Annotated in this window: 10 protein-coding genes and 3 pseudogenes; 6 read left to right on the top strand and 7 right to left on the bottom strand. The window is 67.6% G+C overall.

Features of this window, described 5'->3' with window-relative positions:
- Positions 1-34: 34 nt before the first annotated feature.
- A pseudogene (locus tag NBX02_RS20970) lies at positions 35-130 on the top strand (DNA-binding response regulator); the annotation flags it as partial.
- An 11-nt stretch (positions 131-141) separates the two neighbouring features.
- Here NBX02_RS20970 and NBX02_RS20965 read toward each other — a convergent pair.
- The 4 genes from NBX02_RS20965 to NBX02_RS20950 all read right to left on the bottom strand — a co-directional run bounded on the left by NBX02_RS20965 (position 142) and on the right by NBX02_RS20950 (position 3,996).
- Complete coding sequence (locus NBX02_RS20965) at positions 142-1,620, bottom strand: plasmid pRiA4b ORF-3 family protein (protein ID WP_250292667.1); 1,479 nt, start codon at positions 1,618-1,620, stop codon at positions 142-144.
- Positions 1,621-1,743: 123 nt separating this feature from the next.
- Complete coding sequence (locus tag NBX02_RS20960) at positions 1,744-2,004, bottom strand: hypothetical protein (protein WP_250282986.1); 261 nt, start codon at positions 2,002-2,004, stop codon at positions 1,744-1,746.
- Positions 2,005-2,244: 240 nt separating this feature from the next.
- The gene (locus tag NBX02_RS20955; RefSeq protein WP_250282984.1) at positions 2,245-2,853 is read right to left on the bottom strand and encodes a TetR family transcriptional regulator; all 609 of its coding nucleotides are present in this window, start codon (positions 2,851-2,853) and stop codon (positions 2,245-2,247) included.
- The gene (locus NBX02_RS20950; protein ID WP_250292664.1) at positions 2,854-3,996 is read right to left on the bottom strand and encodes an MFS transporter; all 1,143 of its coding nucleotides are present in this window, start codon (positions 3,994-3,996) and stop codon (positions 2,854-2,856) included.
- A 270-nt stretch (positions 3,997-4,266) separates the two neighbouring features.
- Here NBX02_RS20950 and NBX02_RS20945 point away from each other — a divergent pair.
- Positions 4,267-4,362: pseudogene (locus tag NBX02_RS20945) on the top strand (HhH-GPD-type base excision DNA repair protein); the annotation flags it as partial.
- Between the two features lie 410 nt (positions 4,363-4,772).
- Here NBX02_RS20945 and NBX02_RS20940 read toward each other — a convergent pair.
- Entirely contained in the window at positions 4,773-6,587 is a 1,815-nt protein-coding gene (locus NBX02_RS20940; RefSeq protein ID WP_250286661.1) for an ATP-binding protein, read from the bottom strand.
- Between the two features lie 288 nt (positions 6,588-6,875).
- Between NBX02_RS20940 and NBX02_RS20935 the strand changes: the two genes are divergently transcribed.
- Positions 6,876-7,331: a transposase family protein gene (locus NBX02_RS20935; protein ID WP_250286660.1), complete on the top strand. Its 456-nt coding sequence runs from the start codon at positions 6,876-6,878 to the stop codon at positions 7,329-7,331.
- A gap of 330 nt (positions 7,332-7,661) precedes the next feature.
- On the opposite strand, the pseudogene NBX02_RS20930 reads toward NBX02_RS20935, so the two are convergent.
- Positions 7,662-7,814, bottom strand: a pseudogene (locus NBX02_RS20930) (TetR/AcrR family transcriptional regulator); the annotation flags it as partial.
- A gap of 103 nt (positions 7,815-7,917) precedes the next feature.
- Between NBX02_RS20930 and NBX02_RS20925 the strand changes: the two are divergent.
- Complete coding sequence (locus NBX02_RS20925) at positions 7,918-8,880, top strand: NADP-dependent oxidoreductase (protein WP_250286658.1); 963 nt, start codon at positions 7,918-7,920, stop codon at positions 8,878-8,880.
- Between the two features lie 96 nt (positions 8,881-8,976).
- Here NBX02_RS20925 and NBX02_RS20920 read toward each other — a convergent pair whose 3' ends face one another.
- Positions 8,977-9,765: a cell filamentation protein Fic gene (locus NBX02_RS20920; RefSeq protein ID WP_250286656.1), complete on the bottom strand. Its 789-nt coding sequence runs from the start codon at positions 9,763-9,765 to the stop codon at positions 8,977-8,979.
- 330 nt (positions 9,766-10,095) lie between these two features.
- Here NBX02_RS20920 and NBX02_RS20915 point away from each other — a divergent pair, with 330 nt between their 5' ends.
- Together NBX02_RS20915 and NBX02_RS20910 are read left to right on the top strand one after the other, a co-directional pair.
- The gene (locus NBX02_RS20915; protein WP_250286654.1) at positions 10,096-10,509 is read left to right on the top strand and encodes a type II toxin-antitoxin system VapB family antitoxin; all 414 of its coding nucleotides are present in this window, start codon (positions 10,096-10,098) and stop codon (positions 10,507-10,509) included.
- Positions 10,506-10,919 carry a type II toxin-antitoxin system VapC family toxin gene (locus NBX02_RS20910; RefSeq protein WP_445548563.1) on the top strand — a complete coding sequence of 138 codons (414 nt, stop codon included), beginning with the start codon at positions 10,506-10,508 and terminating at the stop codon, positions 10,917-10,919. The genes NBX02_RS20915 and NBX02_RS20910 overlap by 4 nt, the downstream gene beginning before the upstream one ends.
- The last annotated feature ends 156 nt before the right edge of the window (positions 10,920-11,075 follow it).

Here is an 11,075-nt window from a genome sequence, read left to right as displayed (position 1 = left end):
GCGGGAGATGCGGGATACGGGTGAGACTGGGTGGATGGAGCATCCGCTCAGGGTCCTCGTCGTGGACGACGAGGAGGCGATCACCGATCTTGTCGCCATGGCGCTGCGTTACGAGGGTTTCGACGTGCGCGACGGTGTGCGTCAGGGGATGGCGGACAGCGCCTGGTTGACCGCCACGGTGTCGAACCGCTCCGGGGCGAACTCGACGGCGTTGTCGACGCCCAGCCATTCCAGCTTCTCGTCGTGCTCGGGGTGGTCGGGATCCTTCAGCACCTGTAGCAGTTCGGCGTATCCCCAGATGCCGCCGCAGTCCTCCGGTGGGGCGGCGCGGCGCCCGCCGGTGCAGCGGGGATAGCGCACCGTCGGATCCGGGCTGAGGACCTTCTCCAGCAGGATGTCGTGTTCCCAGCTGTCACCGAAGTCGTAGGTATAAAAAATCTTGTCGTTCGCGGTGGGCACGACCTGTTCCAGCGTCACCGCGGCCTCGGCGCGGTAGCCCGGATCCGCGTCGGGGCTGCTGAAACTGCCATACTGGGTCTCGAAGACGTGAAGATGGGTGTCGTACCAGCCGAACGCGGCCTGGATGACGGTGTGCAGCCGGTCGAGCCGGATGTCGGCAGGCACCTCCAGCCGTCGCCAGATCGGCGGTTTCGTGCCACGCAGAACGACCTTGATCTGATAGACCGGCGCTGGCCCGGCCGCCTTCTTCCGTTTCGCCGGCAGCGCCGCCGACGGCGCGACGTCGGACGGGGCCAGTTCGAAGCCGCCAGGGATCAGCAGCCGCGTCAGGTCGGGGCCGATGTCGTCCTCGTCGTCGGTGGGATGCGGCGCGGGTGGTCTGCCGGGCTCCGGCAGAGTCGCCAGCCGGGCCCGTAGCAGCATCGCCAGCGCCGGATAGGCCGGGCTGTCGTCCTCGTCGTCGAGGAATTCGGCCAGGTTGAGAGCGACGTCGCCCGCGTCGTGTACCGCCCGCGCGGCGAGGGCGTTCTCGGCCTGCCAGCGGAACTCCTCCGGGCTGAGGTTCTCGGCCCTGATCCGGACGCCCTCGGAGCTGGCAGCGGCATGCAGCGTTTCGACCGCTTCGGGCAGCTTGTCGGCGTCGAGGAAGAGAACGTCGGCGGCGGCGCCGCAGTCGTTGCGGTCAACGTTGATGATGACGGCGTGCCCCCGCCCCGCCCGATGGAACGAGCAGACCAGTATCGAGGCCGTTTCCTGGTCGTCATCCAGGCGTTGGAAGCCATCGGCGGTCACCGGTGCCTGCAGCTCGTCCGCCCATACCGGGCGGGTGATGCCGGCCTCGGCCAGGCGGTCGGCGGCGTCGTTCGCGGCCGCGCCGAGACGGCCCGGCGAGACGGAGCCGATCGCCAGCAGCGTCGCCAGCGCCTCCACGGCGCCCGTGGACTCCAACGCCGGGACGAGCCCTTGCGTAAACGCCTCCTCGGCGTCCTCGCCGATCAGGTCGCTGGCTGAGACCAGCGTCGCGCCAAGGACTTCCGCCTCCATCGGATCGTCGATGGTGAGCAGGAGCTCCCCGTTCGTGGTCAGCTCACCGACGACCATCCCCAGCCCGTCGGCGCCCGAGCACGCCGGGCAGTCACACGTGCCCTGCGTGTCCGGCACACGTGACACGGCGGTGGGGCGTGACCTGGTCCTGTTGTTCCTGGTGGGGGGTTTCCGCCCGCTCCTACGGCCACGACTGCTGGGGCTCATGCGGTAAGTCTGCTCCCATCCGCCGCGTCCGGCTCACCCGGTTATCGCTCCGTCCACCGAGCGGGCGCGTCCTGGTCGGACAGCGGCTGTCTCCTCATCCGGCCTGGCTGTCGACGATGCCGGGACGCGGGGAACGGCGGAGGCGGGATCAAAGCCCGCGAACCCCAGCCCGATGACGAAGCCCGCGACCTCCTCGAGCTGGCGGCTCGACGGAGCCTGGTCGACGGCCCCATGAAGGCGCTCGGCGACTGGACACTCCAGCACGGCGACGAACTGCTGGACGCTCAGGAACACGCGCCGGAATTCTGACCCAACAGGGCTGACAGCCGACCACCGGACAATTCAGCGGACATGAGGCCGACGTCGCGGCCATCAGGGTTCTGCCCGCCGGCTCGGGGCAGGACCGCCGGAGCGTGGTTGCTCGCCGCCCTGGGCGGGACCGCCTGCCGATTCGTGCTCCGGGACCGGCGGAATCGACGTCGCGCCGCCGCGAGCTCTTCTTGCCGCCGGTGGTTCCGCTGCTGCCATTTCCGGTCAGAGTGTGCTGAATCCGCGTTGCAGCCGGGCCAGGGCGTCGTCGATCGCAACGACCGGGTCCTGATGCGGCGAGGACGGCGCGGGTCGCCTGGACGTGTCGAGCTGGCTGATCATCATGATGCCGATGATGGCGCCGGTGACCGCGACGACGTCGGGGTCGTCCGCCTTGCGTCCGGCCCGTTCCGCCACGGCCACGGTGAACTCGTGCGTGGCGGAGGTGAGGTGATCCAGGTGCGCCGCGCGGACCTCGGGTATCGCGGCGATGAGCTCGGTGCGGTGCTGCTCCAGGGCACGCTGGTCGGGACTCAGGGTGGCGTAGCCGGCGCGCAGCGCCTCGCGGAAGGCCGTGATGACGCCCTCGCCTGCCGGGCGGGCGCGGAAGTGGGCCAGCAGGTCGTAGTCGGCGGCGTCCCACAGGACCATGTCGGGCTTGGTCGGGAAGTGCCGGAAGCAGGTCCGCGCCGCGACCCCGACCTCTTCGGCGATCATACTGACCGTGGTCTCGGCGTATCCTCGCTCGGCGAAAAGCCGCAGCGCGGCCGCCTGGATCGCCTGCTTGAGCGCGATGGTCTGCGTCTGGCTCCACGATGGCCGCTCCCGCGACAATTACTCGCTCCCTTCGACAACGGTGTCAGCGCGTGCTGCGTCGATCATTGCCTCGCCACCCGCCTGGCTGACCGGCGGCGGCTGCGACGCGGCGGCGGTAGCCGTGGCGAGGACCGTACCGATCCCGGCGCCGGTGATCGAGGTCCAGGCGGACACGAACCCGAAACCGTTGCCCGTGCTCGTCGCGGACCCGAGTATCAGGCCGGCGCCCAGCACCGCGAAGCCGCCGACGAGCACCACCTTCGCGCCGATCGTCTTCGTGAGTGGCTCGGCACCGGTCGCGCCGACGGCGAGCCCGCCGAGCAGCGGGAGGAGCCGCAGGCCGGAGCCGATGGAGTCCACGCCGAGCACGGCCTGGAAATACTGCGGCAGGGTGAACAGCACCCCGATCATCGCCAACGAGCACAGGAAGGCCAGGACCGTGCCCCAGACGTACTCGGGGATGCGGAACAGGCCGATGTCGACCAGCGGCTCCCGCGCCCGAGCCGACACCGGCGCCGCGGGCAGGCCGCGGGTGAGGCGACGCTGCCAGAGCGCAAAAACGATCAGCAGCAGGGTGCCGGCCAGCAGCGCGGCGCTCACGACCGCCGAACCCCAACCACGGGTGCCCGCCTCGGCGCACCCGTAGACCAGCCCGGCCAGTCCGCCACCGAACAGAGTCATCCCCACGAGATCGAGCCGGCCCCGGTCTGACCCGCGGGACTCTGGCACCAGCGCCACCACCGCGACCAGCGCGATGACCACGACCGGCACGTTGATGAGGAAGACCCAGCCCCACCAGAACCGGTCGAGCAGCCAGCCGCCCAGAATCGGTCCGGTCGGCAGGGCCAGGAAGTTCACGCCCGCCCACACGCCGACCGCCCGGGAACGCTCGTCCTCGGCGAACATCACCGTGACTGCCGACATGGCCATCACCACGATGCCGGCCCCGGCGATTCCGCCCGCTGCGCGCGCGGCGATGAACATGGCCGCCGAGCCCGACCAGGCAGCCCAGGCCGAGGCGGCCCCGAAGGCGGCGAGAGAGGCGATCATCACCCGGCGCCGCCCGTACCGGTCGCCCAGCGACCCCAGCGGCAGCATCGCCACGGCCCAGGTCAGCAGATACGCCGAGGAAGAACCACACCAGATCTGTGGCCGAGGCATGCAGCTTCACCGCAAGCGTCGGCAACGCCACCGCCAGCACCGTCCCGTCCACGCCGACGGCGAAGACGGCCACCGCGACGCCGGCCAGCGCCAACCACTTCCGATCCATCCCGGCCCTCTTTTGTCACTCAATGTATATCTGTCAGTGGATGACACTAGCGCGGCGAATGACAGTCAGGCAGAGAATGACAGATAATCATCTCATCATGATCGCGACAGTCTGACCGGCGGCTTGCCGGCCGCCGCGGCACGGTCGGCTACGGTGATGACGTGGGACTGCACCTCGGTCAGCTCGACGAGGCCGACAGGCTGCTGACGAACGACCCGTTGGCGCTACTCATAGGCATGGTGCTGGACCGGCAAATTCGGTAAACAAGGAGCGGACCGGGACGTCGCCTCGAGATCCGTGTGTCGTCGACAACGGAAAGTGGCAGCGGTCTGGGTGGGTGCGTCGTGGGAACGAAGGTCGGGTCGCGGTGAGACATTGAGGCCGAATCATCCCGCCAACACCGCGGGCCGGGCTGCCGGAGCGAAGCACCACAATGGGCGACCGCGTCAGCATTTGACGGGCCAGAGCGTGCACCGGTATCGTGGCCAATACTTTCTCCCCTCCGTCCTCCGGGACTGGCGGGGCTTTTTTCTGGATCGGCTATGTCATGTCCCCGCGAGTCGCTGTCTTCCCCGGGACTGGCGGGACCGGAGTCAGTTCGGGATGGCTTCGTCGCACTGTGCCGCCCCTCGATCAGGCCGGCCGGCTTCAAGAAACGGCGTGGAACTCATACCGGCTCGCTCGTGAGGCGATACGCGGCATTAGGGTCGCTGTAGGTGGCGGTTGTTCTGGCGACCAGTCCCTCGGCGATCAGCTTGGTCAGCTCGTAACTAACCTGCCGATCGCCCAAGGAAAGGCGGGCGGCGATCTCCGCGCGGGTCAGTGGCGACTCGACGGCCAGGAGTTCCAGAACACGTTGTTTCCGTGTGATGGATTTACGAGTATCCCTGTTGCGGCCGGTCCTCACGTGTTGGTGACGCGGCTCGTGTTCAGGGAGTTCAGAGAAAAGTGTCGGGTGTGGATTCTCGGCCGCGTCGTCAAGGACGTACCTTGCCCATCGGCGCTGGTTGACCATTCTGACCACACCTCGTTGGACAAGATCCCCCAGCTCTCGACGAGCGACCTTGCTGTCTACCGCGAGTTCGATTCGGTACTCGTCGCTCGTCAGCGCCCGGCCAGTCCGAAGTACCGCGAGGGCCATCTCCTGTGTTGGAGAGACGCCCGGCTGCCCGAGCGAGTACAGCCAGGCCCGGGTGCTCTCGTCGAGCAAGGCCCTGTTTGGCATGATGACTCGAAAGTCGCTTATGTTGTCCTTGAACCTGGGCGGTACGAGCCCAGCCTGACGCAGGCTGTTCAGAACTGTGGGGATACCGGTCGCCCGCCCCTCGCACAGGGCCCTTCGATCGCGGTGGAAACGAACATTTTCGAGGATGTCGACGAGCGCCCGGTTACGAGCAGATGCGATGCTCTCGTCTCCCAGCCGGTCGATGGTGACGGGCCCGAAGAGCCCACCGGGCGAAATTACCTCGAGGCGATCGGGGTACATCTCGACATGGATGCGTGTCCCCCGGGACATCGGACTGTAGTCGCGGTGTGCTACAGCGTTGACCAAGATCTCACGAAGTGCCTCCAGTGGATACTCCCAGCGATCTTCCCTGCCAATCCCCGTCACTATTCCGCGCCGGCTCATTCGGGCGTTCAGGACGTCAAAAACTTCTGCGAGAAGAATCGGTGCTGGTCCTTCAAGAATCTTGTCATCGAGGAATCGCTGTCCGTCTGGACCGGGCTCGCCCTTGCGTGGTGTAGGGTACGTGGTCACCGTGATCGCGCATCCGCGCAGTGAGTCAAAACCCTGTGGATCCCGGCCCAGCGCGAGCAGTCCACCCAGGGACGGCACGAGCTTCTTTTCACTCAGTGCACTTCTTACCAGCACTCCGCACCGGCTAAGTAGATCTTCGTCTTCCCGGCGGGCCAAGGTCGGTCGGGACCGGCGAAGGTCCCGTAGATAGTCCGCGACGAGTTCGTCGTGCAGATCGGCTCTGCTTGCTTCTTCGACGGGTTCCTTGTCGAAAGTCGGCTGGCCTCGGTTGATCAACAGTTGGCTTACTTCGTACGACGTCAGTCGATGATCCCCGTCCGAGATGCGGATGTACGAGCCGTTAGGCTGCCCTTTGCCCCGGAGATAACAGGGCTTGTCCGCCGGGTTGAGCTCCGGCACCTCGGCGACGACAAGGGTCCTGTCCTCGAGCTCCGGCAGGCTGATCAGAGGCATGAGCGGCGGAACGAGGCCGTCCCGACACAGCCCCGCGATGTCGGCGGCGAGCTTCGCGGCATGCGCGCACCCAGTCGCCGCGAATCCGCGCGCCTCGTCGAGGCCCAAGATCAGGGTGCCGCCGCCCGGCGTATTCGCGAATGCGCAAAGTGTCTGTATGGTCTCACCCGGCAACTTGTCGGTTGACGCCAGCTTGACCTCAAGACCTGTGTCATCCCGGCCGATTCGGCGAAGCGAGACAACGATCTCGGCCAGTCCGTCCGCATCCATGCCATCGCCTCCCGAGAGCCTGACGCGAGCCTAGCACGATGTTGTAAGGCTACCGAAATCTTGTTAGGCTTCGTTAGGTACGCTACGCGTCGATACTCGGATGCTGAGGTGGAGTCGGGACGTCCGCCCGTGTTGACCTTGGGCGGGTAGGTGAACCGGCGACCGTGGCCCACCATGTGCACGATCGAAGGCTCTGGCTGGCCGTCGAAGGGAAATCGACGATGGGACTGCATCTGAGTCAGCTCGCCGAGGCCGACGAGCTGCTGAACCGCCGTTGCGGGCGAGACAGTGTTCGCCAGCCGGCGGCTGGCAAACGGCTTCGGTGATCCCTTCGACGAGCTGGCCCGCTACACGGCGCGCAGTGCGTCACCCCCCTTCGCCGCGCTCCTGACGATCGCGGTGTGCGCCATGCTCGGCGGCGCCCGCTCGTTCGCGGCGATCGGGGAATGGACCGCCGACCTCCCCGCGGATGCCCGCGCCGGTCTCGGGATCGCCGGGCGGATCCCAGGCCCGGTGACGATCTGGCGGGTGCTGGTACGGGTGGACCCGGCGGCGTCGGAAGCCGCGATCAGAGCCTGGATCCGGGCCCGCCTCGACGCCGTCGACACCGCCGGGCACCAGCCGCCACGGCGCCACCGCCGTGCGCGCCAGGTCCTCGAGCGGCCCGCGGTTTTCCGCGGGTCATTGGCACGTACCAGGTCAACCGATACCCAGAAGCCGTCCTTGTTGACGAAGACCGTGTAGTCCTCGATGTATGCCGCGTCGCCCATACCCGACAGCGGCTGGAGTTCGTGGCCGATGCCGCGCTCGGCGGTGAGATGGTTCTCTGCCGTTTCCCCGACGAAGACATCCACCGGATCGGCTCGGGATGGTGCCGGAGTAGCTCAATCGTTGAGGACGCAGTGACGGTCGTCGTGCGGAAGTGGTCGTGAGTGTGTCCTGCGCTCCCCGCGCTTGACGGGGTGCCCGCCGGCCGTTCAGCTCACAGGCATTTCTCCCCGCCGTCTTCCGGGGCTGGTGGGGATTTTTCTGAATCAGCCACATCATGTCCCCGCGAGTTGCAGTCTTCCCTGGGCCGACCTGCGCGCGGCGGGCGACGTCGCGCAGCGACGTCTGCACTCCCTGCTCCGCCAGCACGGCTCGCGCCGTGACGAGGATGTGGTCGTAGTTGCGGCGTGCGTCGGCGCGCCGCTCGCGGTGACCGGGCGGACTCGGCTGAGCGGTCATCTCACGCGCCCTCCCTGGCAATCGGAGCAGTGTTCCGTCTAATATTCGGAGCACTGCTCCGGACGTTGCTCCATCCGTCGGACTCCAGGGAAGGTGACCCGCCATGAAGTCCGTTCGCGTATATCGCACCGGTCCGCCCCGCGTGCTCCAGCTTGATGATGTGGACCGTCCCGAGCCCGGCCCGGGCGAGGTTCTCGTCCGGGTGCACGCCGCGGGCGTGAACCCGCCGGACTGGTACGCGCGGTCGGGCTTCAGCCTCATACCCGAGTCGATGCGGCCCGCGGTCCAGTTCCCGTTCACCCCTGGGACGGACGTGTCCGGTGTTGTCGTGGGGACCGGACCCGGCGTCACCGAGTGGGCCGAGGGCGACGAGGTCTTCGGCCTGCTCCGCTTCCCGACGACGGTGGGCGCGGCGAAAGGTTACGCCGAGTACACCACCGCGCCGGTCGGTGACCTCGCGCGCAGGCCGGCCGGAATCGACCACGTTCACGCGGCGGCGGTCCCGATGGCGGGCCTGACCGCCTGGCAGTACGTCGTCGACCACGCTGCCGTGACCCCCGGGAGCACCGTGCTGGTCAACGGTGCCGCCGGCGGCGTCGGGCACTTCCTCGTCCAGCTTGCCCGCGATCTCGGCGCCCGGGTCATCGCCGTCGCGTCCACCCGTCACGAGGACTTCCTGCGCGGGCTGGGGGCCGACGAGTACATCGACTACACGACGACCGACGTCGCGGACGCGGCAAAGGGCGTCGACCACCTGTTCGACACCGTCGGCGGCCCGCTCGGCCACCGTCTCACCCCGGCGATCAGGGACGGAGGAGTGCTCAGCCCGGTCTTCTTCGGCGACTACCGCGAGGAGGACCTGGCCCGGCGGGGCATCCGGCTCCTGGGCGGCCAGGTCCGCTCCGACGGCCGCCAGCTCGCCGAACTGGCCGGACTGCTCGACTCCGGTGCCGTCCGGGTCGCCGTCGACAGTGTCCACCGGCTCGCCGAGGCGTGGCGCGCGCACGAACGAGCCGAGCAGGGCCACATCCAGGGAAAGATCGTCCTCAGCGTCACCAGCGGATAGCTTCACCAGCGGATGAGGCGACCGGCGGATGAGCGGCCGGGCGCCGTCGGGTGCCACAGCCAGGACAGCGGCGAACGGCCGCCTGGCGGTGAGTGTCTACTCGTCGCCAGGCGGTAGGACCCCCTTGTCGGCGGCGAGCCGACAGGATGTCAGAAAGCCGAACATGCCGGTACCGTCCTTGCGCAGGAAGAAGTCCACCATCCCGGTGTTGAACTCGTGGCGGCGCGCGGCCGGGACGCTGATGGCATCCATTCCCCGGGACATGAGATGACCATTCATCATGTAGCGCGCGGTACGCTTGTTGCCGTCGTAGTAAAATTGTTGCAGCGAGCCGAAGAGAAAATAGGCGACGGCCTGCTCGAACTCGTCGTCGATTTCGGTGGAGAGGAACTCCAGCCCCTGAGAGAAGATGCGGCGCAGGTTCCCGCCGCCGTGCTCGGTGGCGGGCGGTAGGTAACGGCCGTGTTCTCCGAGGCTGACGCCAGGGGTGAGGGTCTCGCTGCCCTCACCGCGGAAATGGCCTGACTCCAGCGCCTCGTCTCGAGCGAGCAGGAACTGGAGCCTGTCGGAGACCTCCTTGGACAACCGGAAATCGTGCGTCCTGACGAGCCGGCCGAGCTCGCTCGCCGCCTCGGCGAGGTTCAGGATCTGACGTTCGTCGCTGATCTTCCGTCCGCCGACGGTGATCCCGTCCAGCAGCGTCTGGACCTCGGGGTAGGTGAACGGGTTGCCCTCGAGCACCGCCGCGTCCCACACGTACTCCGGCAGCGACCGCTGGAACCGCCAGACGGCGCGCTCGACCGAGAACCGCGGAATATCCCGGCTCACCATGGACCGATCCCAGGTGAATCCGAGGGCGCCCAGCATCGCCCCGCTCGTCGCCACGAATCGCACCTCCTCGGACCGTACGTGCTCGGACCGTACGTGACCCGCACGTGCCGCGAACCATGCCGTGATCCAACGATACGGCGACCACCGGGATCCCGGAGTGTCCGTCAGGCCGACCTGCCGGAGCTGGCCGGGCCACACGTCGAGTCCTCGGCGATGACGTGGAGCCGGTCAGCCGGCACGCTGACCGGCGGGCCGCCCGAGCCGGCTACTTTCAGGGCCGTGAGCCTTGCGCTTTAACCAGATCGAGGCAGCGGACGAGCTGCTGACGAACGATCCGTTGGCGCTGCTGATCGGGATGCTTCTTGACCAGCGGGTTTCGGAAGGATGGAGTGGGACGGGACGGTCCGCGTCTTCCTGGTAACGCATCGTTTGATCGGCGCGCGGCGCTTCGATAGGACAATCGAGGAGCCGGGGGTAGGCGGGGCGGATCGTCCCGTGGGGGGTACCATGGAGGAAAATTTTGCCTCCATGGTGGAAGTGGTTGCGGTGGCGCTGAACATCAAGAACGACGAGGCGCAGCGGCTTGGCCGTGAGCTGGCTGACCTGACCGGTGAGAGCATCGCGACGGCGGTGACCACGGCCATTCGCGAACGTCTCGACCGTATGCGGGCCGGCCCAGAAGCGGGCGAGCAGCGAGTTGAGCGGATTGTCGCTCTTGGCCGCCAGATAGCGGGTGCGGTTGCTGGGAGCAGGTTCGGCATCGACGACCTCTACGATGATCGTGGGCTGCCGGCGTGATCGTGGATTCGTCCGCCCTCGTTGCTATCATCCGAGCCGAGCCTGACGCGGCTGCTTACGCGGCGGCTCTTGTCTCGGCGGACACCGCCATGTCTGCCGTGAACTACGTGGAGGCGGCGGTCGTCGTCGACTCGGCTCGTGACCCTGTTGCGAGCCGCCGGTTCGACGAACTGGTAAGAGTGGCGGACATCGAGGTGGTGGCGGTGACGGCCGAGCACGCGACGCTCGCCCGGCAGGCCTACCGAGACTTCGGCAGGGGGAGCGGTAGTCCCGCCCGGTTGAACTTCGGTGACTGTTTCGCCTATGCGCTTGCGGCTGAACGACGGGAACCGCTGTTGTTCAAGGGCGAGGACTTCATCCATACGGATCTGGTCGCCGCCGACCTTCCCGACGAGCACGGACTGCGCTGAATTCGGCTCCGTTGCGCCCACCGGTGTCGGTGCGACGCGGCGACTCGGCCTCAGATCAGGGAAGGTGGGATGCTCGGCCACCTGCGAGACCCGTGGTCAGGCGGAGGCTACGGTAGCGACGTGGGACTTCACCTGAGCCAGGTTGCCGAGGCCGAC

It is taken from the genome of Protofrankia sp. CiP1_Cm_nod1 (genome assembly GCF_920888515.1).
GTDB lineage: Bacteria > Actinomycetota > Actinomycetes > Frankiales > Frankiaceae > Protofrankia.
The sequence above is the reverse complement of the archived record's forward strand: the minus strand, read 5'-3'. Positions and strand labels throughout refer to the sequence as shown.